Annotated in this window: 17 protein-coding genes; 13 read left to right on the forward strand and 4 right to left on the reverse strand. The window is 50.3% G+C overall.

The genetic code is table 11. The features are described from left to right. Both B0I18_RS00920 and paaA read right to left on the reverse strand, forming a co-directional pair. Positions 1 to 2,622, reverse strand: coding sequence for an acetate and sugar kinases/Hsc70/actin family protein (locus B0I18_RS00920; RefSeq protein WP_106520772.1), 2,622 nt, complete (start codon positions 2,620 to 2,622; stop codon positions 1 to 3). A 175-nt stretch (positions 2,623 to 2,797) separates the two neighbouring features. Further along, a complete protein-coding gene (gene paaA / locus B0I18_RS00925; protein ID WP_106520773.1) occupies positions 2,798 to 3,739 on the reverse strand; it encodes a 1,2-phenylacetyl-CoA epoxidase subunit PaaA in 942 nt (313 codons plus the stop codon). A 565-nt stretch (positions 3,740 to 4,304) separates the two neighbouring features. Here paaA and B0I18_RS00930 point away from each other — a divergent pair. Further along, entirely contained in the window at positions 4,305 to 5,816 is a 1,512-nt protein-coding gene (locus B0I18_RS00930; RefSeq protein WP_106520774.1) for a malate:quinone oxidoreductase, read from the forward strand. 74 nt (positions 5,817 to 5,890) lie between these two features. Here the strand turns inward: B0I18_RS00930 and B0I18_RS00935 are convergent, their stop codons facing one another. After that, the gene (locus B0I18_RS00935; RefSeq protein ID WP_146146622.1) at positions 5,891 to 6,547 is read right to left on the reverse strand and encodes a hypothetical protein; all 657 of its coding nucleotides are present in this window, start codon (positions 6,545 to 6,547) and stop codon (positions 5,891 to 5,893) included. Between the two features lie 243 nt (positions 6,548 to 6,790). On the opposite strand from B0I18_RS00935, the gene B0I18_RS00940 reads away from it, so the two are divergent. The 9 genes from B0I18_RS00940 (at position 6,791) to B0I18_RS00980 (ending at position 18,963) form a co-directional block, all read left to right on the forward strand. Continuing rightward, positions 6,791 to 7,249 carry a ribosome maturation factor RimP gene (locus B0I18_RS00940; protein ID WP_106520776.1) on the forward strand — a complete coding sequence of 153 codons (459 nt, stop codon included), beginning with the start codon at positions 6,791 to 6,793 and terminating at the stop codon, positions 7,247 to 7,249. Between the two features lie 84 nt (positions 7,250 to 7,333). Further along, on the forward strand, positions 7,334 to 8,590 hold the full coding sequence (gene nusA / locus B0I18_RS00945) for a transcription termination factor NusA (protein WP_106520777.1): 1,257 nt from the start codon (positions 7,334 to 7,336) through the stop codon (positions 8,588 to 8,590). A 176-nt stretch (positions 8,591 to 8,766) separates the two neighbouring features. Beyond that, entirely contained in the window at positions 8,767 to 11,910 is a 3,144-nt protein-coding gene (gene infB, locus B0I18_RS00950) for a translation initiation factor IF-2 (RefSeq protein WP_106520778.1), read from the forward strand. 598 nt (positions 11,911 to 12,508) lie between these two features. Next, complete coding sequence (locus tag B0I18_RS00955) at positions 12,509 to 12,943, forward strand: helix-turn-helix domain-containing protein (RefSeq protein WP_106522011.1); 435 nt, start codon at positions 12,509 to 12,511, stop codon at positions 12,941 to 12,943. Positions 12,944 to 13,016: 73 nt separating this feature from the next. Beyond that, positions 13,017 to 13,751: an SDR family oxidoreductase gene (locus B0I18_RS00960; protein WP_106520779.1), complete on the forward strand. Its 735-nt coding sequence runs from the start codon at positions 13,017 to 13,019 to the stop codon at positions 13,749 to 13,751. Between the two features lie 82 nt (positions 13,752 to 13,833). After that, complete coding sequence (locus B0I18_RS00965) at positions 13,834 to 14,247, forward strand: RidA family protein (protein ID WP_106520780.1); 414 nt, start codon at positions 13,834 to 13,836, stop codon at positions 14,245 to 14,247. 125 nt (positions 14,248 to 14,372) lie between these two features. Further along, on the forward strand, positions 14,373 to 14,558 hold the full coding sequence (locus tag B0I18_RS00970; RefSeq protein WP_106520781.1) for a CsbD family protein: 186 nt from the start codon (positions 14,373 to 14,375) through the stop codon (positions 14,556 to 14,558). A gap of 18 nt (positions 14,559 to 14,576) precedes the next feature. Continuing rightward, positions 14,577 to 15,317 carry a response regulator gene (locus B0I18_RS00975; protein ID WP_245882023.1) on the forward strand — a complete coding sequence of 247 codons (741 nt, stop codon included), beginning with the start codon at positions 14,577 to 14,579 and terminating at the stop codon, positions 15,315 to 15,317. A gap of 166 nt (positions 15,318 to 15,483) precedes the next feature. Then, a complete protein-coding gene (locus B0I18_RS00980; RefSeq protein WP_181358283.1) occupies positions 15,484 to 18,963 on the forward strand; it encodes a T9SS type B sorting domain-containing protein in 3,480 nt (1,159 codons plus the stop codon). Between the two features lie 719 nt (positions 18,964 to 19,682). On the opposite strand, the gene B0I18_RS00985 is transcribed toward B0I18_RS00980, so the two are convergent. Continuing rightward, positions 19,683 to 20,111: a hypothetical protein gene (locus B0I18_RS00985; RefSeq protein WP_106520783.1), complete on the reverse strand. Its 429-nt coding sequence runs from the start codon at positions 20,109 to 20,111 to the stop codon at positions 19,683 to 19,685. 261 nt (positions 20,112 to 20,372) lie between these two features. Between B0I18_RS00985 and gyrB the strand changes: the two genes are divergently transcribed. From gyrB to B0I18_RS01000, 3 genes are all read left to right on the forward strand, one after another. After that, a complete protein-coding gene (gene gyrB, locus B0I18_RS00990; protein ID WP_106520784.1) occupies positions 20,373 to 22,355 on the forward strand; it encodes a DNA topoisomerase (ATP-hydrolyzing) subunit B in 1,983 nt (660 codons plus the stop codon). Between the two features lie 318 nt (positions 22,356 to 22,673). Then, positions 22,674 to 24,680 carry a BatD family protein gene (locus tag B0I18_RS00995; RefSeq protein ID WP_181358284.1) on the forward strand — a complete coding sequence of 669 codons (2,007 nt, stop codon included), beginning with the start codon at positions 22,674 to 22,676 and terminating at the stop codon, positions 24,678 to 24,680. Positions 24,681 to 24,735: 55 nt separating this feature from the next. Continuing rightward, positions 24,736 to 25,458 carry a tetratricopeptide repeat protein gene (locus B0I18_RS01000; protein WP_181358285.1) on the forward strand — a complete coding sequence of 241 codons (723 nt, stop codon included), beginning with the start codon at positions 24,736 to 24,738 and terminating at the stop codon, positions 25,456 to 25,458. Positions 25,459 to 25,531: the final 73 nt, after the last annotated feature.

Consider the following 25,531-nt stretch of genomic DNA (forward strand, 5'->3'; position numbering starts at 1 on the left):
TTAAAAGTATAAAGGGTTTTGCCCGGATGAATTATCGTTACCGGAGGTATTGCCGGAAGCCGGCGTTACCGGGCCGGCGGACGGTTCGGGTACAATATCGTCGCGCTCCAGGCTGTTCAGGTATTTCTCGTCGATATAATTCGGGAACAGCGAAGGCACCACCAGGCTCAGGTCGTTATGCTCCGTATCGTCGATCACCTTCATCGGTGCAATGCTGTCTACGATACCGTTATGCTTGCGGCGTATGTAATAACCCTTATGCGTAAACTCCACGTTCGCTTCATAGTTGACGCCCGGTTGACGCTGGAAGATATCATTGCCCGCAATACGGTATGTCTTCGACCCGATCAGGAACTGGCTGGTTTGCAGTTTGTCGAAATTAAGGTTATTATCGAAAGCGAGTACTTTCTCTACTTTATCAAAAGTATTGAGGTCGTTGAAAAGCCTTGCAAACAGCGACTTCCGGCTGATCACCGGTTTCTTTTCAACCGGTGGCGCCGCTACCGGTTCATTGCTTTCCGTGCCAAAGATCAGCTGTATCGGGTAACCCGTCATCTCGGCATTCAGCCGGATCGAGTTATTGAATACGCCTTTGATACAGATATCTTTCAGTTCATTACTGCTCAGCAGGTTGATCTGCTCTTCGCGCACGCCCAGCTGCTGTACCAGGGTCTCCTTCATTTTTTCAACCAGCGGCTTAAACATAAAGCTGCGCCCGGTAAGGATAATGCCTGCACAGTTAAAGTCTTTCTTGTTATCCTTGATCAGTTTAAGATAACTTACCGTGCTGCCCGCGATAAAGTCGCAGGTCTCGCCGATATAGTTATAGAAGTCGGCCACATTCTCGATACCGTTCAGCAGGCTGATCAGGGTATTGATGCCATCGCCGAATTCGATCAGGTCTTTAAAACCGATATCCCCGCTCTTCGCATTGTCCCAGGTGCCGCGCACCTGGGCCTTTACATTGGCGCCTTTGTAGTTAAACTTCAGCCGCTCCAGCTCCGAATACAGGTTGTTTTTCCGTTCGAGGTCGTCGCTGGTCAGTATGCGCACCACTTTATCCTTGATGTATTTGATACTCGACTGGCTGGTATGCGCCGTCTGCCGGATATAATGCAGCAGCGTTTCGAACACCGCATAGGTAATCATATTGCCCGCACCCGAAAAACCGTTACGGTATACCGGTTTCAGGTCGAAGATATTGCCTTTGCCTGTACGGATAATAGAAAAGTCGGTGGTACCCTTACCGGAATCGATAATGATATAATCGCGGTCTTTCTGGATCTGCGTATTGTTCTTGTTGATGTAGCCGATAAAGGAGGCATCGCTTTCCGATATCGTCAGCACTTCCCAGGCCAGTATCTTATCACGGTATTCATTTTCGCTCAGCTCCTTAAAAATATTGTTGAGCTGGTGCTGGATATAATTGATATCGTTGGTATCGTAGATATTGGGCACCAGCAGCATCAGTCTTATATAACGGGTCGCATTGTTGTAACGGATAAACTCTTTTTTCAGGAAAGAGGCAATCATCACCTGCAGGATGGTATTATACACCTTCTGCTTGATCTCGCTCAGCTTGATGGGAATACCATAACCCTGTTTTTCGATCTCGAAGCTGATCCCGTTCAGCAAGTCTTCGTGTTTATGAATGATCTTCAGGTTGGGCAACTGGTGGAACTTCTGGCGGGTAAGTGTATTGAAGCCATCCTTCGTGTTCACCAGCATTTTCAGGTTGTCTTTTACATCCTGGATAAATACTTCCTTGTCGATATCCTCGTAATGGCCCGACAACTGTTCTTTAAGGAAGAAAAGCGATTTATAGAAATTCGTATTCTTCTCTTCCTGGTAAAAGTCCACGGTTTCGTTCTGTTCGAGCCAGCCATTGCTTTTATGGAAGGAAACGATATTGCGGAACAGGTTTTCGATCTCCGGTTTTTTCTCCAGCAGGTTAAAGTCGTTCGTATACCGTTTTACGGCCATCTGGCTCGATTCCGAACCGAAGTCGAGCGCGATACCGATAAATTGCGCAGGATGGGAAAGATACAGGTCGATGTGGCTCGAATAGCTTTGCTGGTTCACTTCCAGCACCACGCGTATGGTCAGTTTGTTCTGGTCAAACAGTTCCTGGTTGATTTCGCGGATCTGGCGGCTCTTTACGCTGATGGCATGCCGGTTGGCTTCGAACATAAGCGCCAGGTGGCTGTTGGCATGGCCCAGTTGTTCATTGCGTTCGGTAACCGGTGTAAAAACTTCTTCCTGTTGTACTTTGGCTTTGGGCTTAAAGTCTTCCAGGTCCTCGTAGCTTAGCTTTTCTTTGGGGGCAGCCGGCTCTTCGGGTGTATTATTGATGTATAGGGGAACGGCCTCGAACAGGCGCAGGGTCACGATCCCGTTCATAAAGGTGCATTCGGTTTCGATCTGTTGCAGGGGTATATCGCGGCTCTGCTCTACAAAAGTCTTGATCGTGTTTTCCCGCAGCAGGGTCAGCAGGTTAAAGCTCGTAAGACTTGGTACTTCTATGATATAACTGTTATTCCGGGTAGTACTGTATTGCTCCACCAACTCCAGCAGCATTTCCCTGCGGTCGTTAATGATGATCGGTAAGGAGTAAAAGTTCATGAGTACGGGTAATTTATAATTGAAAAATACAAAACAAAAGTAAGATTAAGCCCTTGTCTTTGAACAGCAGGAGCACAAATATTTAATGCAAAATAAAAGCCAAAACAAAAGCGTGGTTGCGCTCTTGTTTTGGCTTTACTATTCTGTACTATTGCTTGAGGTAAATGTTGCAGGATCAGGCGGCCTGTTTACGGGCTTTTCTTTTTTCGGCATAGGCTACGGCAGCTTCCCTTACCCATTCGCCTTCTGCCCAGGCTTTCTTACGGGTTTCCAGCCTTTCCTTGTTACAAGGGCCGTTACCTTTTACCACGTTCCAGAATTCATCCCAGTTGATGGTTCCGAAATCGTAGTGACCGCGTTCTTCGTTCCATTTAAGGTCTTTATCGGGAATGGTCAGTCCCAGTATCTTGGCCTGTTCCACGGTAACGTCGATAAATTTCTGGCGCAGATCGTCGTTGCTGAACCTTTTGATCTTCCATTTCATGCTTTGCACCGAGTTCGGACTGCTGTCATCCGTAGGACCAAACATCATGATCGACGGCCACCACCAGCGGTTCAGCGCATCCTGTGCCATTTTCTTTTGTACGGCAGTGCCCTTGCTCAGGGTGAGCATAATCTCGTAACCCTGCCTTTGGTGAAAGCTTTCTTCTTTACACACCCGGATCATAGCCCTGCTGTAGGGACCGTAAGAGGCCCTGCACAGCGGCACCTGGTTCATAATAGCCGCGCCGTCTACCAGCCAGCCTATGGCGCCCATATCGGCCCAGGTTATCGTAGGATAGTTAAATATAGAAGAATACTTGGCCTCGCCGGAGTGCAGCTGGCTGTACATCTTATCGCGGCTGATGCCCAGTGTTTCGGCGGCACTGTACAGGTACAGGCCATGCCCGGCTTCGTCCTGCACCTTGGCCAGCAGTACCGATTTGCGGCGCAGCGAAGGGGCGCGGGTAATCCAGTTGCCTTCGGGCAGCATACCTATAATCTCGCTATGCGCGTGCTGGGAGATCTGGCGGATCAATGTTTTGCGGTATTGTTCCGGCATCCAGTCTTTAGGCTCTATACGCAGCTCATTATCTATTTTCTGTTGGAATTGTTCTTCCAGATTGATTTCGGGCATGACTTTACACTTTAATTGCAGGTACAAAGATAGGCATTAGTATCGAGATGTGGGTATGGGGTACCGGGCGGTCATATTGTTAATGATTAGATATTAGATGTTAGATTATTAGATGTTAGATATTTAAGTGTTAGAGGACTGTTGTCATCCTGAGCATCGCGAAGGATCTCACCAGTAAGCTGGCTTTATTGAAGTGTAAAACAGCAAGTACCAAAAGGTCGCTGTCATCCTGAGCATCGCGAAGGATCTCACCAGTAAGCTGGCTTTATTGAAGTGTAAAACAGCAAGTACCAAAAGGTCGCTGTCATCCTGAGCATCGCGAAGGATCTCACCAGTAAGCTGGCTTTATTGAAGTGTAAAACAGCAAGTACCAAAAGGTCGCTGTCATCCTGAGCATCGCGAAGGATTTCATCAATTAGCTGGCCCTGTTCGCATCCCAATACTCAATACCCATATCTCTATACTCAATACCCAAATCCCAATACGCAATACCTAAATAAAATAAAATGACATTTTAAACGGTTGTTTAATTTTAATTTTGCGGCATCATCCTAAAATCAAAGCAATGACAGATAAATCTTTGCAGGAGCAACCCACCAATATCGTGCTGATCGGGGCAGGCATTATGAGCGCCACGCTAGGCATATTCCTCAAACAACTGCAACCCGATTGGACCATCGAGGTGATCGAACGCCTGGACGAGATCGCCGCCGAAAGTTCTGACGCCTGGAATAACGCCGGCACCGGGCATGCAGCCCTCTGCGAGCTCAACTATACCCCGCAAAAAGAAGATGGCACCGTCGACTGTACCAAAGCCTTTAAGATCGACGAACAGTTTGAAGTTTCCAAACAGTTCTGGGCCTACCTCGTAGACCATAAGCTGATCGGCGCACCTGCCGACTTTATCAACAGCGTACCGCATATGAGCTTCGTACGGGGCGAAGCCGATATCGACTTCCTGAAAAAACGCGTCGAGGCCCTCACCAAAAACCACCTGTTCGAGGGCATGCAATATACCGAGGACAAAGCCCTGATTGCCGAATGGGCGCCGCTTATGATGGAAAACCGCGACCCGGCAGACCGTATCGCCATGACCCGCATGGATATCGGTACCGATGTAAACTTCGGTGCGCTTACCCGTTCGCTCTTTGCCTACCTGGCCCAGCAACCCGGTGTAACCATACACCTGCAGCACGAGGTTAGGGATATAGAACGTAATGATAATGGAACAGACTGGAACATCAGGGTTAAAAACATGGCAACCGGCGATAAACGCTGGATCAATACCCGGTTTGTATTTATCGGCGCGGGCGGCGGCGCTTTGCACCTGCTCGAAAAGTCGGATATACCCGAGGCCAAAGGTTATGGCGGCTTCCCGGTAAGCGGGCAATGGCTGCGTTGTAACAATCCCGAAGTGATCAAAAAACACGATGCCAAGGTGTATGGCAAAGCCGCTGTAGGCGCACCGCCTATGTCAGTACCCCACCTGGATTCACGGGTGATCAATGGTAAAAAAGAACTGCTGTTCGGTCCTTATGCCGGTTTCTCCACCAAGTTCCTGAAACATGGCTCTTACCTCGACCTGGCCACTTCTATCAAACTGAACAATGTAGTACCCATGCTGCAGGCCGGCTGGGACAATATACCGCTTACCCGCTACCTGATCCGGCAGGTGCGCCAGACCTCGCAGGACAAGATGGATACCCTGATGGAATTTTTCCCTTCGGCGCAAATGGGCGACTGGGAACTGGCAATTGCCGGCCAAAGGGTACAGGTGATTAAGAAAGATGCGGAAGGCGATGGTGTACTGGAATTCGGTACCGAGATCGTACATGCCGCCGATGGCTCGCTCGCAGCCCTGCTGGGCGCTTCGCCGGGCGCTTCCACATCGGTATCCATTATGCTCGACCTGCTCAAAAAATGCTTTGGCGACAAAGAACAGAGCACCGAATGGCAGGACAAGCTGAAAGCCATGATCCCTTCGTATGGCCGGAGCCTGATTACCGATAAAGCGCTGGCTCTGGCCGTAAGAGCCGATACCAGCAAGGTGCTGGAACTCGAAACCGTACCCGCCTGAGCCGTATCATAATTACGCCGTTCAACCCGGCATAACCAACGAAGCAGGCCCCCAGCACGGCCTGCTTTGTTGTATTACAGGACCAGGCCTATACCTGCGGTAACCGGCAGGCATAAGGTGGAATAATTTTTATGGCTGCCATACTGCGTATATTGATCCTCGGGTGCGGAAAGCATATTATAAATGGGATTGGCAGATACATTGACCGACATTCTTTTTGCGACCAGGTACCTGCCCGTAAAATTCAACCCGATCGTAAAACCGGTTTGATGATAGCTGCCTGATGCATCGGTGCTCCAACGATTAATAGAATGGGCGCCACTGATAATATGCAGAGCAGGCCCTGCCACGACGCCGGCGTCGAAGGTGAATTTACGGCCGTCGACAAACCGGTAATCACATTCGGACAGGAACTGTATGATGGCGTTGGAGAGCTTGCCTGTCCGGTACCCGTTGGCAGCGATATCTTCCGATATTTCGGCTGAAGTGCTGAAATATCGGAGCACAGGTCCTAATTTAAGCCGGTGCTGCACGAAACAAAAACCGGTTACCTGCAAAACAGGATTGAGCCCGCCTGTCCGGAAAAGTGGTTGTTCCGTAGCCGCTGCACGGCGGCTAAGCAGGCTGGGGGGTACTATATTACCCGAAATACCGCCCTGCAGGGCCAGCTCGAAGCGTTGCGCCGATGCCAGTACCGGCAACAGGCACAGCAATACAATCAGTCGTTTCATGAAAATGGTGGTTTTCACATTAAAACGGATCGTACTGTTTAAAATTGTGCATTGCAACAGGGCATCATCCTGGAAATTTAACAAAAAGATGCATACACGGCTACAAAAATGCATTTGGAATTGTAAAAAATACGTATCTTTGCATCCTGTCAGGATTAAGAAGGGGGCTCATAAGCCCCCCTTCTTCGTTTTTAAGGCCGGAGCAAGCCGGTTTTTATACAGTCTTCCGGCAGGAATAAACACATGGAAAATAGTATCATTAAACAAATCACAGACCGGCTCGAAGCGCTGATAGATGGCTCCAGCCTGTTTTTGGTAGACATCAAGATCAAGCCGACCAACAATATCAAGATCTATCTCGACGGCGATACCGGCGTTACGATCGATGCCGTATCCAAGATCAACAGGAGCCTGTATAAGCAACTGGAAGAAAGCGAAATGTTCCCCGATGGCGACTTTTCGCTGGAAGTAAGCAGCGCCGGCATCGACGAACCGCTGAAGTTTTTCCGCCAGTATGTAAAAAATATTGGCCGCAAGGTAGAAGTAACCCTGCAGGACGACCAGGTACGTAACGGTGTGCTGACAGCAGCCACCGAAGCGGAAATAACCCTGGAGGAAACCATCGGCAAGAAGAAAGAAGTGACCAGTACGGCAATCCCGTTCGGCGACATTAAAAAAACAGTAGTTCAAATATCATTTTAAAAAGTACTGTGTACAGGAAAAAAGGCCAAAAATTGTTATTTTTGTGACCTGATTTTTCAGAGACAATACTTAATACTTAAAAAAATGGCAAGTATTAACCTTATTGAATCCTTTCAGGATTTTAAAGAAGCAGAAAATATAGACCGTTCCACCCTGATGAAGGTACTGGAGGATGTATTCAAGACCCTGCTCCGTAAAAAATACGGATCTGATGATAATTTTGATGTGATCGTGAACGATCAGACGGGTGACCTGGAAATCTTCCGCCGCCGCCTGATCGTAGAAGACGGGTTTTCTGAAGATGATCTTGCTGAAGTTGAATATTCTGAAGCGATTAAAATTGAGCCGGACTATGCTGTAGGTGAAGAGTTGTATGAAGAGGTGAATGTATTCGATTTCGGCCGTCGCGCCATCCTGGCTGCCAAACAAACACTGGCGGCACGTATCAGCGACCTGAAAAAGAATGGCCTGTTGCAGAAGTATGCCGACCGCGTAGGTGAAATTATTACCGGCGAGGTATACCAGATCTGGAGGAAAGAACTGATGCTGCTCGACGACGATGGCAACGAACTGCTGCTGCCTAAATCAGAGCAGATCCCAAGCGACTTTTTCAAAAAAGGCGAAACCATCCGTGCCGTAGTGAAGAAAGTGGAAATGCGCAACAATACGCCTTACATTATCCTGAGCCGTACCCACCCGTCCTTCCTGGAGAAACTGCTGGAAATTGAAGTTCCGGAAATTCTCGATGGCCTGATCGTGGTACGTAAGATTGTAAGGGAACCCGGCGAGCGTGCTAAAGTAGCCGTAGAGAGCTACGATGACCGCATCGACCCGGTAGGCGCTTGTGTGGGTATGAAAGGAAGCCGTATTCACGGTATCGTACGCGAACTGCGCAACGAAAATATCGACATCATCAACTTTACCACCAATACCCAGTTGCTGATCCAGCGTGCATTAACGCCGGCTAAAGTGAACCGTATTGATGTAAATGACGAGAAAAATCATGTTGACGTATACATGGATACCGACCAGGTATCACTGGCGATTGGTAAGAAAGGGGTGAACATTAAACTGGCCCAGCAGCTTACCGGTTATGGTATCGACGTATTCCGCGACATTAAAGAATCTGCGGACTTCGACATCGACCTGGAGGAATTCAGCGACGAGATCGAAGAGTGGGTGATCAACGAATTCAAAAAGGTAGGTTGCGATACCGCGCTGAGCGTACTCGACCTGTCTGTGGAAGAACTGATCCGCCGTACCGACCTGGAAGAAGAAACCGTAAGGGACGTACGTCGCATATTAGAGGCGGAATTTGAAGAAGACGGAAGTGATGCATAAGCCTTCTTTTAGTTTTACCGGAAGTACCCGCTGTAAACGTAGGGAAAAACCCTACATTTGCAGGATTATAATATAGTTTTGCTCCCTTTTGTTTTCAACCGAACTAAAGACGGGCTATTAAAAATGAAAAATACTACCACATGAGGTAGCCCGTAGGTTGAAAGCTGAAACAACGAATGTCCATAGGAACAAATACACCACGATTATTGGCAGCCGCCAAAGAGTTTAACATCGGAAAGGAAACGCTGGTCGAATTTCTGAAAGGGAAAGGTTTTGATATTGAGGCCAACAAGCCGAATACCAAGCTTACCGAAGAGATGTACGACTCGCTCCAGGCTGAATTTGCACAAGACAAAGCAGCAAAACGCAAAAGCGATTCTATTGCTTTGCCCAAAGGTTCCCTTATCGATAACCTGAACAAATCTCAGGAAGAATTAGATATTACCGCCAAGGATAAAAAAGAAGAAAAGGCAGAAGTCCGGAAAGAAGAGAAAGCCGAGCCGGTAATGAAGGTTGAGCCGAAAAAAGTTGAACCCGTACAGGAAAGCCAGCCCGAGCCAGAGCCACAACCTGCGCCGGAACCTGAGAAAGCGCCTGAGCCTGAGATCAAGGCCCCGCCCGCTGTTGAAGAGCAGGCCCCACCCGTACAGGAACCTGCGCCGGCAGCAGATACGCCGCGCCAGGAAACAGCCGAAGAGCCTGCCGAACCCGCACATATCGAAACACAGTCGCCCAGGCTGGAAGGTCCGAAAATCCTGGATAAAATTAACCTGGATGACCTCAACCTGAGTACCCGGCCTAAAAAAGGTGCCGGTAATAAGAAGAAAGACGAACCTGTGAAAAAAGCCGAAGAGCCGAAGCCGGCCGAACAGCCAGCGGAAACTCCCGCACCGGCCAAACCAGAACCAACACCAGTGGTACCGCCAACACCAGTAGCCAAAGAAGCGCCCGTAGTACCTCCTGTAGTTACCGAGCAACCCGCTGCGGTTACGCCTAAAAAAGAAGAGCCCCAACAACCCGAAGAGGAAGTAAGGGAGCATATCGAAATGAAGGCGCCCAAGCTGGAAGGTCCTAAAATTATCGGTAAGATCGAACTGCCGGTAAATACCGTAAGCGGTAAACAGGAACGTAAAGAAAAGCGCAAGCGCAAGCGCATACCCGTTGATAAGAAACCGGAAACCGGTAACAACAACAACAGGCAGGGCGGAACGGGTAATACCGGCGGCACACAACAGGGCCACCAGGGTAACCGTAACAACCAGAATGCCAACCGTCCGGGCGCTAAACCCAACGACGCGCCACGCGCTGTATACAACCGCCCGGGCCAGAACCAGGGTGGCAACAGGCACAATCACAATAATAACCGCGGTCCTGCAGGCAGAACCGGCGCCAATACCGGCCACGAGCAGGAAATCGACGCTAAAGCAATCCAGGACAAAATCCGCGAAACACAGGCCAAACTGGCCGGTGGCGGAGCGCGTAATAAAAACCTCAAAGCCAAATACCGCCGTAACAAACGCGAGGAAATGGCTGAGAAACGTGCTGCTGCAGAGCAGGCCAACGATGGCAGCGTAATCCAGGTTACCGAATTCATTTCGGTAAGCGAACTGGCCAACCTGCTGGACGTAAGCTTTGCCGATATCATCAGCAAATGTATGAGCCTGGGTATCATGGTATCGATCAACCAACGCCTGGATGCGGAGGTAATCGAACTGGTGGCCAGCGAATTTGACCGCGAAGTAGAATTCATTAACCTGGAAGAAGGCTCTGATGAGGAAGAAGAAATCGTAGAGAATGAAGCGGATCTGTCGCCCCGTGCTCCGGTAGTAACCATCATGGGTCACGTCGATCACGGTAAAACCTCATTGCTTGATTACATCCGCAACGCCAGCGTAGTAGCGGGCGAGGCCGGTGGCATCACCCAGCACATCGGCGCCTACAGGGTAACGACCGATTCCGGCAAGAGCATTACCTTCCTCGATACCCCGGGTCACGAAGCGTTTACCGCGATGCGTGCCCGTGGTGCGAAAGCGGCCGATGTTGCCGTTATCGTTGTCGCGGCGGACGATGCCATCATGCCACAGACGCGTGAAGCCATCTCGCACGCCCAGGCTGCCAACCTGCCCATGATCTTCGCGATCAACAAAATGGATAAGGAAGGCGCTAACCCAGAGAAAATCAAAGAACAATTAGCCGGCATGAATATCCTCGTTGAGGATTGGGGCGGTAAATACCAGAGCCAGGAAATTTCAGCCAAAAAAGGTATGAATATCGACCTGCTGCTCGAAAAAATATTGCTCGAAGCAGAACTGCTGGAGCTGAAAGCCAACCCGAAACGCGAGGCTTCTGGTTCTACCATCGAAGCTTCGCTCGACAAAGGCCGCGGTTATGTATCTACCGTACTGGTTCAGGGCGGTACCCTGCACCAGGGAGACATGATCGTATCCGGCCAGTACTTCGGTAAGATCAAGGCGATGTTCAACGAACGTGGTCAGAAGATCAATATCGCAGGCCCTTCCACACCGGTACAGGTGCTGGGCCTGAACGGTGCGCCGCAGGCTGGTGAGAAATTTAAAGTATACACCGACGAGACAGAAGCGAAGAGCGTAGCCAACCACCGTGCACAGATCATGAGGGAGCAGGGCTTACGCAGCCGCAAACACATCACCCTTGATGAGATCGGCCGTCGTCTGGCACTGGGTAACTTTAAAGAGCTGAACGTAATTATCAAAGCCGACTTCGATGGTTCTGCCGAGGCCCTGAGCGACTCCCTGCAGAAACTGTCTACCGAAGAGGTAGTGGTGAATGTAGTACTGAAAGGTGTTGGCCAGATCACGGAGAGCGATGTAATGCTGGCCAGTGCATCCGATGCGATCATGCTGGGCTTCCAGGTACGTCCTTCGCCACAGGCTGCAAGACTCGCGGACCAGGAAAACATCGAGATCCGCTACTACTCCATCATCTACGACGCCATTGCAGAAATCAAGAGCGCAATGGAAGGGATGCTGGAACCTACCCTCGAAAAGAAAGTGGTGGGCAATATCGAGATCCGCGAAGTGTACAAGATCAGCGGCGTAGGTACGATTGCAGGTTGTTACGTACTGGACGGCAAGTTTACCCGCAATACCCGTATCAATATCATCCGCGATGGTATCGTAGTACATACCGGCGAACTGGCTTCCCTGAAGCGTTTCAAAGACGACGTGAAAGAAGTCAATGCCGGTTACGAATGTGGTCTGAGTATTAAAAACTACAACGACATACAGATCGGCGATATCCTTGAAGGTTACGAAGAAGTGGAAGTAAAACGTAAGTTGTAAGCTTTCTTTCGATATACGACCAAAATATCAAAGCCGTTGGAGCCCTGCTTCAACGGCTTTTTTTATGCGTCTGCTCATACACGGGCTGTTTATGAACGTTTGCTGGAAGTAGCCATAGACCTTGATACCGCAACCACCCCTTGCAGAGACGTCGCGGCAAAACAAAATTTGAGCCCTAAAGAATAGAATAACCGATGGCCTACGGCAACAGGGAGCAATGGACAGACGCCTGTAAAGGATTTAAGATAGATTAAAGCCCTGGTCCATGTCCGTCATGCTGCACAACATCCCTTGCAGTATATGCCGCGGGGAAGAGATATCTTTTAGCAACATTTCCGATCAGGCAAAAAAGACGAAGAAGTATATGGACCCCGGCAAAGCGATTCGGTTAATCTAACTATATTTTTTTCTCGCAGCGGCGCTGCGCTCGCTGCGAGAAAAAATGAAATTCACAGGATCACATTCCCCGCAAGGAACTGGTATTGCAGTATATTTGTTGTCCCCGCAGCGTCTCCCCGCAGGGGGACGCTGCGCAAAGTGAGAACAAGCACTAAAAGACCGCAAGATCCGGTACGTATTGCCCGCTACTTTTGTATGTATGAAACCGCTCAAACATGCATCCGGCGCCAGGCCGGCATCCCGGCCTTCATTCCGCCAGCACCAGATTACCGGCCAGTTCCTGGCCCGGCTCGATCAGCACCTTACCGACCTGCGCAATGGTGTAGCGCAACATAGCCTCGAGATCAGGGAAGTGGCGGCGCAACTCTTTATCCATCCCACACACCTCAGTAATACCATAAAAGAGGTGTTGGGCAAACCAGCATGCCTCGTATACGAAGAGAAACTGCTGCAACTGGCCAAAGAATTGCTGGAAGGCCCGCAGCCCGTCAATCATATTGCCTTCGCACTCGATTACGATCCCTCAAATTTTACCCGGTTCTTTAAGCGTTTCACCGGCATTACCCCCAGGCAGTACCGTAATGAGTTGTTGTACCGGCACGCTGCCGAAAATCCGGAAAAGGATACCATTTAATCTGTAAAACGGACCATTTTACCGCGAGGCGCTCTGCTACTTTTGTCTGGTCAACCAACAATAAAAAAAGAACATGGCAACAACACAGAAAACAGCGCTTATAACCGGCGCCAACAAGGGCATAGGCCTGGAAACCGCACGGCAACTGGCCTTACAGGGTTATTATAGCTACCTCGGATGCCGGGATAAGGAAAGGGCCGAGGCAGCAAAAGCCGGCTTACAGGCCGCAGGGATAGATAATGTAGATTACCTGCTCTTCGATGTAACGGATGCAGCCTCGCTGGCTGCCGCCGCACAGGAGTTGGAGCGCCGGGCAGGCAGCCTGGATATCCTGGTCAATAATGCCGGTATCTCGGGTATCATGCCGCAGCCTTCCAGTACCGTAAGTATGGACAATATGCGCCAGGTATTTGAGACCAATTTTTTCGGTGTTGTGCAGACCACACAATACTTCCTGCCGCTACTGCACAAGTCGGCGCAACCCCGTATCGTCAACGTGTCCAGCGACCTCGGTTCGCTTACCCTCAACCACGACCCGTCCTGGCCTTTCTACGACCTGAAGCTGGCGGCCTACAATGCTTCCAAAACGGCGCTGAATGCCTATACGGTAACCCTGGCTCACGAACTGAAGCAAACGGCTTTTAAAGTGAATGCGGTTAACCCCGGCTTTACGGCTACCGATATGAACCAGCACCAGGGTATCATCGGCGTAGAAGAGGCCGCGGCCGTAGTGATCCGCTACGCCCTGCTGGATGCTGAAGGACCTACGGGTTTATTCTTCAGCGATTACGGTGCAACGCCCTGGTAAGCCGGACGGTTTATATACCTGCCGCCCGGGGAATATACTAGCGGCCGGTGAGTTTTACTGTTTTAACTTTTATCTTTGCGTCATGTCACAAAAAATCTCTACCGATAAAGCCCCCAAGCCCGTAGGCTTGTACCCGCATGCCAGACGCTCCGGCAATCTCCTCTTTCTCTCCGGCATAGGACCGCGTACGGTTACCGACGAAATTCCGGGATTGAAGCTCGACAAGAACGGGAACTTCCTCGAGTTCGATTTCGAAGCGCAATGCCGTAACGTATTCGACAATGTGCGCATCGTACTGGAAGAAAGCGGCAGCAGCTGGGATAAACTGATTGACGTAACCGTTTTTCTCGTAAATATGAAGCGGGATTTTGCAACATACAACAGGGTTTATGCAGAGTATTTTAAAGACAACCAACCTTGCCGTACGACCGTGGAAATCAACTCGCTGCCCACGCCCATCGCCATCGAGCTGAAGTGTATCGCAGAGATTGACTAAGCCGTACCCCGGCGGATTAACATAAGCTTAGCCCCCGCTTTGCCAACCAATTGTTTAAAGGACTGTTAGTATATACCCACGGTGCACCAGGTGGAATACTTTTCAAACTTTAAAAATTTAAAGCTATGAACGCACAGACCCTTAAAGGCAACTGGAACGAATTAAAAGGCAAGCTGAAACAAAAATATGCCGACCTTACAGACGACGATCTGCTCTATGCAGAAGGTAAAGAAGATGAGCTGTATGGCAAACTCCAGCAAAAATTAGGAAAAACCAAAGAAGAGCTGCATAAGGAGCTGGACTCCCTGTAGCGATTCCGGGAAAACGAATTGAGCCTTCCGTTATTTACGGAAGGCTTTTTTATGGGTTGCCCTGCTGCCGTACAGAAATTTCTCGTTAAATTTGAGCATTCCATTCCTGTTTACATCATGAGCCAGCCCGCCCACAATGCAGATATCCGCGTCGTTATTATCGAAGACGACGAAACCATACGCGATGCCTACACCTACCTGATTAACGAAGCGCCGGGATATACCGTTGCCAATGCTTATTCCTCGGCAGAAAATGCGCTGAAAGGCATCAAGGCCGATGATCCGCATGTGGTACTGCTGGACGTGGAATTGCCCGGCATAAACGGGCTGGAAGCCATACCCCGTATCAAGGCACAGGTCGAGGACGTGTATATCATTATGCTGACGGTATATGAACACCAGCAAACCGTGTTCGATGCCCTGAGCCGCGGCGCTGCCGGTTACCTGACCAAAAGCACGCCTCCCGCAAAGATTATCGATGCACTGGGCGAAGTGCTGGATGGCGGCGGCCCTATGAGTGTGAACATTGCCCGTATGGTGGTCAACTCGTTCCAGAAAAGCCAGGCCTCCCCGCTGACGCGCCGCGAGACGGAAATACTGGAGCAGATCGCCGATGGTAAAACCCGCAGCAGGATCGCGTCAGAAATGTTTATCGACCTGGAAACGGTCAAATCCCACCTGAAAAACATCTACTCTAAACTGGATGTGCACTCGCGCGCCGATGCCATCAAAACGGCCAAACAAAATAAATATATATGACCGTGCTGACCAGCAAGGCTTGCAGCCTTATGCCCGGCCCAACATATTTATGTTAGCATCCTGTCTATTATAGGGGATTGGGAGAAAAAAACAGTATCTTCATCTCTCCTTACAGATAAACGATTTCATGCTGATGAGCCGGATATTTATACTTATAGCTCTTTTTTTGCTTCCCTTTACTGCAGGCTTTGCACAGCAGGCCCCCCTGCAGTTTATCGCCAACGAAGGTCAGTGGGAGCAACCCTTTCTCTACAAAGGCCTTTCGGCCAATGCCGATATCTACCTCGAACACGAAGGCATTACCTATGTAGTGGGCGCCGAACATAACTGGGACCTCGTTCACGATTATAAAGACGGGGCAATTACCACGCCACCGGTATTGAAATTCCACGCTTACAAAATGAAATGGCTGGGCGCCAACCCTAATGCGGTAACCCAGACGGCCAAGAAACAGGCTTACTACCACAACTACTACCTGGGCCAGGACCCTAAAAGATGGAAGAGCCGCGTAGGCATCTACGGCAATATCGACTACAAAGACCTCTACCCCAATATCGACCTGCACCTCAGCTCAGAAAAAGGACATCTCAAATACGACTTTATTGTTAAACCCGGCGCCGATCCGCGTTATATACGCCTGGCCTTCGAAGGTACAGACGGCATGAAGATCAGCCAGGGCAACCTGCTGATCCAGACTTCGGTGGGTACCGTTACCGAAATGGCGCCCTACGCCTACCAGTATATCAATGGCGTATTGAAAGAAGTGCCCTGCCAGTACAGCCTGAATGGCCGTGAACTGCAGTTCCGCTTCCCTAAAGGTTTTGACGCCTCTGAAAACCTGATTGTCGATCCGGTAATCACCTTTGCCACACTTACCGGTTCTGTAGCCGATAACTGGGGCTTTACCGCCACCTACGATCACCAGGGCAACTTTTACGCGGGCGGTATCGTTAACGGTGCCGGTTACCCCACTACAACCGGCGCCTTCCAGCTTACCTTTGCCGGTGGCACCCCGGGCACAACCATGCTTTGCGATGTGTCCATTACCAAATTCAATGCAGCGGGTAGTTTACCCCTGTTCTCCACCTACCTGGGCGGCAACCAGAACGATATGCCGCACAGCCTGGTGGTAGACGAATCCAATAGCCTGGTCGTGGCCGGTAAAACGTTGTCGCTCGACTTCCCCGTGGTAACCGGATCGTACGACACCCAGCATAACGGCAGTTACGATATCTTCCTCAGCAAGTTTAATGCAACGGGCACCGCGCTTGTAGGTTCTACCTTCCTGGGCGGCAGTGGCGACGATGGGATCAATGTCGCACCCGGTTTTTCGGCCAACCAGACCAGCCTCAAATTCAACTACGGCGATGATTCCAGGAGCGAAGTAATCGTGGACAGGCTGGGTAATATCTACCTGGCCGCCAGTACGCAATCCAACAACTTCCCCGTAACGTCCAATGCAGCGAAAAGCACCCTGGGCGGTACACAGGACGGTATCTTTGCCAAGTTTAACCCCAGCCTGACCACACTCACCTACAGCACCTTTATCGGGGGCAGCGCCAACGATGCCGCTTATGTGCTGACCCTTGATACCGCCGAGTCGCATGTGTATGTGGCCGGGGGTACGCAGAGCAACGATTTCCATACCGCCGTTACCACCGGCGCCTATAAGAGTACGTACCAGGGCGGCCTGGCCGATGGCTACATCTGCCGCTTTCTCAACACAGGAGCCTATACCCTGCAAAAAGCCACGTTTATCGGCACGGGCGCTTATGACCAATGTTATGGCGTACAGACCGACCACGAGAACCGGGTTTATGCCATGGGCCAGACCCTCGGCGCATTCCCCGTTTCCTCCGGTGTTTATTCCAACCCCGGCTCGCCCCAGTTCCTGATCAAGCTCGACAGCATGCTCAGCACCAGTGTGTATTCAACAGTATTCGGAAGCGGGCCCAGCACATCGCCCAATATTTCGCCGGTAGCCTTCCTGGTCGATACCTGTCAGAATGTATATATCTCCGGTTGGGGCGGTCCTATCACCCCCGGCAGCTCTACCGATAACCTGCCCATCACCACGGATGCCTTCCAGCCCACTACCGATGGCAGCGATTTCTATTTTATCGTATTCAGTAAAAATGCGTTGAACCTGTTGTTCGGTTCGTTCTTCGGTTCGCCCAACAAGGCCGAACACGTAGATGGCGGCACCAGCCGGTTTGACCCACAGGGCGTGGTATACCAGGCCATTTGTGCAAGTTGCGGCGCCGGCTCGGCTTTCCCCGCCACGCCGGGCGCCTACGCCGCCACGAAGGGTAGTACAAACTGTAACCTGGGTGCGGTAAAAATTGCCTTTAACCTGGGCAGTGTAAATGCACAGGCCAACGCCAACCCCAGCCTTACCGGCTGCGCGCCGCTCACCGTTAACTTTGGCAATACCAGCTCTAACGCTACTTCCTATGCCTGGGATTTTAATGATGCGGGCTCAACCTCCACCGCCGCGACCCCTACGCATACCTTTATAAATCCCGGCGAGTACAATGTACGCATGGTGGCCATTAACCCCAATGCCTGTAAAACACACGATACGGTATACCTGAAGATCGTGGTGAGCACCGATACCATCCATGCCAATTTCAATTATAAACTGGCCGATACCTGTACCAATCCCAAGCTGACCCTGATAAACGGCTCGCAGCCAATGCAGGGGCGCACCCTGGCCGATGCTACCTTCAAATGGTATTTTGGCGACAATACTTCTTTTACCGGTCCTAACCCGCCGCCCCATAACTACCCGACCCCGGGCACCTATACCCTGATGATGGTGATGACGGATACCGCGGCCTGTAACTCCCCGGATACCCTGATCCGGACCTTCTCGTTCGAACAACTGTTCGTGAATGCCGCCTTCCAGCTGCCCGACACCTTCTGCGCCGGCGATACCCTGCGTATTACCAACAGTTCGGTAAACGGCACCAGCTATAACTGGACTTTCGGCGATGGCAGCAATTCGACAGATCAGCACCCATCGCATATTTTCCAGAGCCCGGGCACTTATACCATCCGGCTGGTGTCTTCCAATCCCAATTCCTGCAACAAGGTAGACTCGGCAAGCCGCACCATTACCATTAATCCCAACCCTAAAGCCGCCTTCTCGTATACCCCGCTGATACCGGAAACCAATGTCCCCACCCGGTTCGTGAACCAATCGCAGAATGCGGTGCGTTACCAGTGGTCGTTCGGCGATGGCGGCGGCAGCGTAGAGATCAACCCGGAACACCAGTACGCCCGCACCGGCTCGTATACGGTATGCCTTACCGCGTATAATACCGTGGGCTGCTCCGACAAGGTGTGTAAAACCGTACAGGCCGATGTGCTGCCGCTTGTCGACGTGCCTACCGGCTTTAGCCCTAATGGCGACGGTTCCAACGATATCCTCTATGTACGGGGTTATAGCATTGCGACCATGGATTTCAAAATATTTAACCGCTGGGGTGAGCTGGTATTCCAGAGCCAGAACCAGAACAAGGGCTGGGACGGCACCTATAAAGGCAAGGCCCAGGAAATGGATGCCTATGCCTATACCCTGCAGGTTACCTTCCTGGATGGCAGCACCCAGAACAAAAGAGGCAATGTAACACTGCTGCGCTAGCGCTAAAGGACAATACAGGATCAAGTGGAATATCTGGGGGAGCTCCGGTATACTTACCCTGATTTTTATTCTTCTTTGTCTTAATACAAAGAAGCAAAAATCAAGACTGTAGAAAAAGTGCTAAAAATGCCTTGTAAGCCTAAAAGAAATAAGTCCGGGCGGTAGTAAAAAATGGACGAAGGAATGACGAACGAACTAAAGTACAGGGCCAGACTGTGGGAACTGTATTTCTTTCTATACGGCGTCCTGCTGCATTTATTCGCTGTATTTTTTTATTTTCTTATTGGTGCTCATGAGCGCTACGCGGTTTATTAACGCCCTTTTTCTAAAGGTCGGTATGTTTGGCTGTTTCCTGGCTTGACGTCCCGGCAGTGTATGTAACGGGTATTGAGCAAAGCATGCTTACGTGGTTGGTGGCCAGATGTTACGACCAATATACACCCGTTCGCTGCGTCGCCGTATCGCTGCGAGAAAAAACGTATTCCACTGCTGCAAATGGTCGTAACTGCCAAGCTATGTAGATTCGTAGCAAGACACTGCGAATAGCTAAGCAAATAAATAAGGATATGGCAGAATGATGATTCGTTTTAAGAACAAGGCTTTTTATTAATCCCCCAGAAATTCTGCTTGATCCACAATACATCCATACATGACGAAAGCCGGACCTCTGGGGTCCGGCTTTCGTATAATCAGCTTTGTTACAAGCCTGGGAAATTCAATTACATAGCAGCTTTAGCGGCTTCAGCCCACTCTTTGCCTAATTGTTGGAAGTACTCGGTGAATTTCTGAGTTTCTTCTGGTTTCAGTTTTTTCATCCACTCAGGCATGTTAGCGTTTACTTTCTGCGCTTTAGCAGCCAGTTCAGATACTTTAGCCTGGTCTTTATTTTTCAGAGCGGCAACGTAATCAGCGATCAGCGTTTTGTATTCGGCCAGACCTTTGTTTACATCTTCGTTAGAAAAAGAAGGAGTTTCTGCTGCAGGAGCGTTAGCAGCAGGAGCTTCCGGTGCAGTAGCTGCTGGTGTTTCAGCTGGTTTTTCAGTTTCAGTAGCAGCTGTTTCTTTAGCAGCGTCTTTGTTTTCGCCGCAAGATACCATAGTTACAGCGGCAAAAGCCAGGGCTGCACAGGATAAGATGATTTTTTTCATGATTGTAAAATTTTAGCAAAGGTAGAACAGATGAGAATAATTCCAAATAAAGCTCGTGTTTACAGCATATTTAAGAATACTTTAAGAATAATTATACCTGTGATTTTGGCCTTTGTTTTATTAGTTTTTTAAATCATTTCTCTTGCTGATGCCCTTATTTTTTCGTATTTTTGCTCGTTAATAAAAGGCTGTTTTCCTGAGTGCAGAAGCAGCTTTTAAATTGTGTTTTTATCCATAAGGGTTCGTTTCTAAAACGTCATAATGAGTACAGAAAATCAAGAAGTAATTACACCCGCCATACCACCTAATTATGGCGCGGACAGTATCCAGGTTCTGGAAGGATTGGAAGCGGTTCGTAAGCGTCCGTCCATGTATATCGGTGATATCGGGATCAAGGGATTGCACCACCTGGTGTACGAGGTTGTAGATAACTCCATCGACGAGGCGCTTGCAGGGTATTGTAAGAACATTACTGTTACCATCAAACCCGACAATTCGATAATGGTAGAGGATGATGGCCGTGGTATTCCAACGGGTATCAATTCCAAAGAAGGCAAATCGGCTCTCGAGATGGTAATGACCATGCTGCATGCCGGGGGTAAGTTTGACAAAAACACGTATAAAGTTTCCGGCGGTCTGCACGGTGTGGGTGTAAGTTGTGTGAACGCACTCAGCGATCCCCTGCATGTAACCGTACACCGCGAGGGCAAAATATTTGAGCAGGAATACCGAGAGGGCGTTCCCCAGTACGAAGTACGGGAGATCGGAACTACCGACCGTACCGGCACCATCGTACATTTCAAACCCGATGGTACCATCTTTAAAGATACCGTTTACCATCGCAATATCCTGGCTGCCCGTTTACGCGAGCTCTCCTTCCTGAATAAGGGTATCCGTATTATCCTGGTAGACGAACGCGCCGATGAAGAAAACGGTGATGTGCCGCGCGAAGAGTTTTATAGCGAAGGCGGTATCGTAGAGTTTGTACAACTGCTCGACAGCAATGGCAAACGCGAACCGCTTATTCCCAATACCATTTATGTAGAAACGCACGATGCAGACAGCAATGTAGCCGTAGACGTGGCGCTTACCTACAATACCTCTTACAACGAGCATATCTTCTCGTACGTAAACAACATCAACACGATCGAAGGCGGTACCCACGTAGCGGGCTTCCGCAGGGCGATAACCCGTGTGTTCAAAGCCTATGGCGATAAGAACAAACTGTTCGAAAAAGCCAAAGTCGAAATTACCGGCGACGACTTCAGGGAAGGATTGAGCGCGATCATTTCGGTTAAGGTACCCGAGCCTCAATTCGAGGGCCAGACCAAAACCAAGCTGGGCAACAACGAAGTAACCGGCGTAGTGGACGGCTGCGTAAGCCGTGCGCTCGACGCTTATCTCGAAGAAAACCCGAAAGCAGCAAAAGTCATTATCGACAAAGTGATTATTGCCGCCCAGGCGCGCGCTGCAGCCAAGAAAGCCCGCGAAATGGTACAACGCAAAAGCGTACTTACCGGCGGCGGTCTGCCCGGCAAACTGGCCGACTGCTCCGATAAAGATCCCGAGCGTTGCGAACTGTACCTTGTCGAAGGTGACTCGGCCGGTGGTACTGCCAAGCAGGGCCGCGACCGTAGCTACCAGGCCATCCTGCCGCTCAGGGGTAAGATCCTGAACGTGGAGAAAGCACAGGAACATAAAATCTACGAAAACGAGGAGATCAAGAACATGTATACCGCCCTGGGCGTAACCGTTGGTACCCCCGACGATCCCAAGGCCCTGAACCTGACCCGGCTCCGTTACCACAAGGTAATCATCATGACGGATGCCGACGTCGATGGTTCGCACATCGCTACCCTGATCCTTACCTTCTTCTTCCGTTATATGACCACTCTGGTAGAACAGGGCTATGTATACCTGGCCCAGCCGCCGCTGTACCTCGTTAAAAAAGGTAAGGAAGGCATTTACTGCTGGACGGAAGACGAACGTAAAGCAGCAGTGAGCAAACTGGCCAACGGCAAAGAAGACAGCGTAAGCATACAGCGCTATAAGGGTCTTGGTGAGATGAACGCAGAACAGCTCTGGGATACGACCATGAACCCAGAGAGCCGTAACCTGAAACAGGTTACCATCGAAAGCGCTGCCGAAGCCGACATGGTATTCTCCATGCTGATGGGCGAGGAAGTAGGCCCGCGCCGCGAGTTTATCGAGAAAAATGCCAAGTACGCCAAAATCGACATTTAAGTTTATAAAAAGCATAATAAAAAAAGTCCCGGTCGACCGGGACTTTTTTCATAACAGGCGTCTGTAATCCGTCACCCCGTTCTGCTTTTAAACCGTACATTCGGTAGTTTATTACTAACTTTAGACGCCGTCTCCTGCCCGGCAAAGGAAAATGGAACGGATGAGCATAAACAAGATTTGTAAATCAACATGTATATTCGAGGTTAAAATGCCTGAAATCCTTACCAGAAAAGCATTTAACGCTGATTTAACTGCATGCTGATATACAATTTTTATTTTCGTACGTTATTAAAGCACTAGAGTCCCATTATCGATATGATGCTTAAGAAGAGTTTTGCCTGGATCTTTATACTGATTGGCCTGCATATCAGCACCTTTGCCCAGGAAGTTGTTTTTACGGCGCAGGTAAGCAGCCAACGGGTAGGTACCAAAGACCAGCTACAGGTAACCTATACCTTAAGTAATGCCCGGGATGCCGGCAATTTCCAACCGCCTTCGTTTTCAGGATTCTCCATAGAAGGCGGCCCCTACCAGTCCAACAATACCAGTATCAATGTCGTGAACGGGCAAACCCGCCAGACCTCCGCCGTGAGCCTGACCTATGTACTCCGTCCGTTGCGCGCCGGCAGCGTTACCATTCCCCCGGCCAAGGTCGATGTAGGCGGGAAAACAATCTCCTCCAACAGCCTGAAGCTTGATGTGGTTAATGGCGCTATTGCAGGCGGCAGGCCGCAGCAACGCGCCGCCGATCCCTTCGACGACGATCCCTTTGCCGCTATGCGCATGATGCAGCAACGGATGATGCAGCAACAGCAGCAATACCGCCAGCAGCAGAACCAGGCACGCCAGCAGCAAAGCGCTGAACTGCAAAGCATGGACGAGAAAAATATTTCGAAGAACATCTTTATCCGTGTTGATGTCGATAAAACCAATCCTCATGTAGGCGAGCAGATAACGGCAAGTTATAAGTTGTATACCCGGTTGCCGATGACGGTGAACCTGACCCAGCTGCCTTCGCTGAACGGCTTCTGGAGCCAGGACTTCCAGATTCCCAACCCGCCCAAAGCACGCGAAGAGGTTGTAAACGGGCAACGTTACCAGGTATTCCTGCTGAAGCGTTCCGCCCTGTTCCCGCAGCAGGATGGCGCCCTCGAGCTGGATGCCGCCAAGGCCGAAGGTGTGGTAAGGGTATTACAACAGGTTAAAGGCCGCAACCCTTATGCCGACGACCCTATGTTCGGATCTTTCTTTATGGATGATCCCTTTTTTAATGACGATGCCTTTGTTGGCTACAATTACAAAGATGTACCGGTAAAATTATCCAGTCCACCGGTAAAGATCAATGTACGCCCCCTGCCCGCAAAAGACCAGCCGGCCTCCTTTACCGGCGCTGTGGGCGACTTCAGTATACAAGCCAGCCTGGATAAAAAGACACTCAGTACCGATGATGTGGCCACCCTTACCTTTACGGTATCGGGCAGCGGCAACCTCAAGCTGATCAGTAACCCCAAGGTAGCCTTCGCCGGCGAATTGGGCGTAAGCGATCCGCTGGTAACCGATACCATTACCGGTCGCAATCCAGCGATTACCGGCAGCAAGATATTTACCTATACCATCAGCCCGCAAATGCCGGGCGACTTTACCATTCCCCCCATACCCTTTGCCTATTATGATGCGGGCTCGGGACAGTACAAAACCGTACAAACCCAGCCGTTTAAGCTACAGGTGACCAAGGGTAAAAATTATAACCCGGCCATAGCCAGGGACCAGGCCATACCCGGCGATATTCATGACATTACAAAAGGCGAGCTTCAGCCGGATACCGTACAGCGCCCGCTTGCAGGACGTGCAGGCTACTGGGCTCTTTACCTCTTACCCATACTGGCATTTACGGGCCTGCTGATCTGGAAACGCCGCCAGGATGCCTATGCCGGAAACACCGCCTTGTTCCGCAATAAAAAAGCCAATAAGATTGCCTGGAAACGCCTGGCTACCGCCCGTAAACTGCTGCCCCAACAGGAGCACAAGGCCTTTTACGAAGAAGTATCGAAAGCCATATGGCTGTACCTGAGCGACAAACTGGCGATACCCCTGTCCAACCTCTCGAAAGATAATGTGGCCAGCGAACTGGAACATAAACAGGTACCTGCCAGCCAGATCGAGCAGGTAAGCCACCTGATACTCGAATGCGAAATGGCCCTCTACAGCCCTTCGGGCGGGCAGAAACAGCGGCAACACACCCTGAACGAAGCCTCCACAGTGATCGGCGCCCTGGAACAAGTATTGAAAACCAAGAATAATACCACATTACAACATGCCGGCTAATCAGCGTCTGACCACATCGATTTTTAGAACAACGGCGGCCATAATCCTCCTGTTCTTGCTGCATAACATTACTTATGCCGTAACAACAGATAATAAAAGCCTGTGGCAAACCGCCAACACCTTATACGCGCACAAACAATACGATAGCGCCGCAGTATATTATGAAAAGCTTCTGTCCGGGGGCGTTAATAATGCCGATATACACTACAACCTCGGCAATACCTATTACCGGCTCAACAAAGTGGGCGGGGCCATTCTTCATTACGAGAAGGCGCTGCACCTCGATCCGCATAGTAAACAGGTAAGCGATAACCTGGCCCTGGCGAAAGGTCGTGTACTGAACCCCTTACCCGAGTTCCCGCCTATCTTTTTTATACGTTGGTGGAACGGCCTGGTACAGTCGCTGTCTCCGGATGTATGGGCCTGGCTGAGCCTGCTCGCCTTCTGCGCGGTACTGACGGTCATTTATTTTGCCCGTGTCCGTAAGGAGCAATTCAGTCATTCGGGCCGCTGGTTGTCGGTAAGCGTGGTTACCCTGCTGGTTTGCGGCTGTATGGCCTTTTTTACCTACGATGCCCGCCAACACAGTGGCAAGGCTGTAGTGATGCAGGCCGGCATCAGTTTCTTCGAAGGCCCGCAGTCCAACAGTAAAGTACTGGGTACCCTGCCTGAAGGTACCGTGGTACAGATCAACCAGGAGGAGGGCAACTATTACAATGTAAAACTGCCCAATGGCCGGGAAGGCTGGATAGCGGCGCAGGATCTCAGTAAGGTATAACCGGTAAGCAACGATATACGGAGCTGGTCTTTTTTAAGGACCAGCTTTTTTATGTGCTGCCCGGATGGCCGGA

It is taken from the genome of Taibaiella chishuiensis (assembly GCF_003014535.1).
GTDB classification, from domain to species: Bacteria; Bacteroidota; Bacteroidia; order Chitinophagales; family Chitinophagaceae; genus Taibaiella; species Taibaiella chishuiensis.

What these genes read in the sequence shown, in the direction of transcription:
- nusA (WP_106520777.1), top strand. Translation starts at nt 7,334, where the DNA reads ATGGCAAGTATTAACCTTATTGAATCCTTTCAGGATTTTAAAGAAGCA.
- infB (WP_106520778.1), top strand. Translation starts at nt 8,767, where the DNA reads ATGTCCATAGGAACAAATACACCACGATTATTGGCAGCCGCCAAAGAG.
- B0I18_RS00920 (WP_106520772.1), bottom strand. Translation starts at nt 2,622, where the DNA reads ATGAACTTTTACTCCTTACCGATCATCATTAACGACCGCAGGGAAATG.
- B0I18_RS00955 (WP_106522011.1), top strand. Translation starts at nt 12,509, where the DNA reads ATGAAACCGCTCAAACATGCATCCGGCGCCAGGCCGGCATCCCGGCCT.
- paaA (WP_106520773.1), bottom strand. Translation starts at nt 3,739, where the DNA reads ATGCCCGAAATCAATCTGGAAGAACAATTCCAACAGAAAATAGATAAT.
- B0I18_RS00965 (WP_106520780.1), top strand. Translation starts at nt 13,834, where the DNA reads ATGTCACAAAAAATCTCTACCGATAAAGCCCCCAAGCCCGTAGGCTTG.
- B0I18_RS00930 (WP_106520774.1), top strand. Translation starts at nt 4,305, where the DNA reads ATGACAGATAAATCTTTGCAGGAGCAACCCACCAATATCGTGCTGATC.
- gyrB (WP_106520784.1), top strand. Translation starts at nt 20,373, where the DNA reads ATGAGTACAGAAAATCAAGAAGTAATTACACCCGCCATACCACCTAAT.
- B0I18_RS00960 (WP_106520779.1), top strand. Translation starts at nt 13,017, where the DNA reads ATGGCAACAACACAGAAAACAGCGCTTATAACCGGCGCCAACAAGGGC.
- B0I18_RS00935 (WP_146146622.1), bottom strand. Translation starts at nt 6,547, where the DNA reads ATGAAACGACTGATTGTATTGCTGTGCCTGTTGCCGGTACTGGCATCG.
- B0I18_RS00970 (WP_106520781.1), top strand. Translation starts at nt 14,373, where the DNA reads ATGAACGCACAGACCCTTAAAGGCAACTGGAACGAATTAAAAGGCAAG.
- B0I18_RS00985 (WP_106520783.1), bottom strand. Translation starts at nt 20,111, where the DNA reads ATGAAAAAAATCATCTTATCCTGTGCAGCCCTGGCTTTTGCCGCTGTA.
- B0I18_RS00995 (WP_181358284.1), top strand. Translation starts at nt 22,674, where the DNA reads ATGCTTAAGAAGAGTTTTGCCTGGATCTTTATACTGATTGGCCTGCAT.
- B0I18_RS00940 (WP_106520776.1), top strand. Translation starts at nt 6,791, where the DNA reads ATGGAAAATAGTATCATTAAACAAATCACAGACCGGCTCGAAGCGCTG.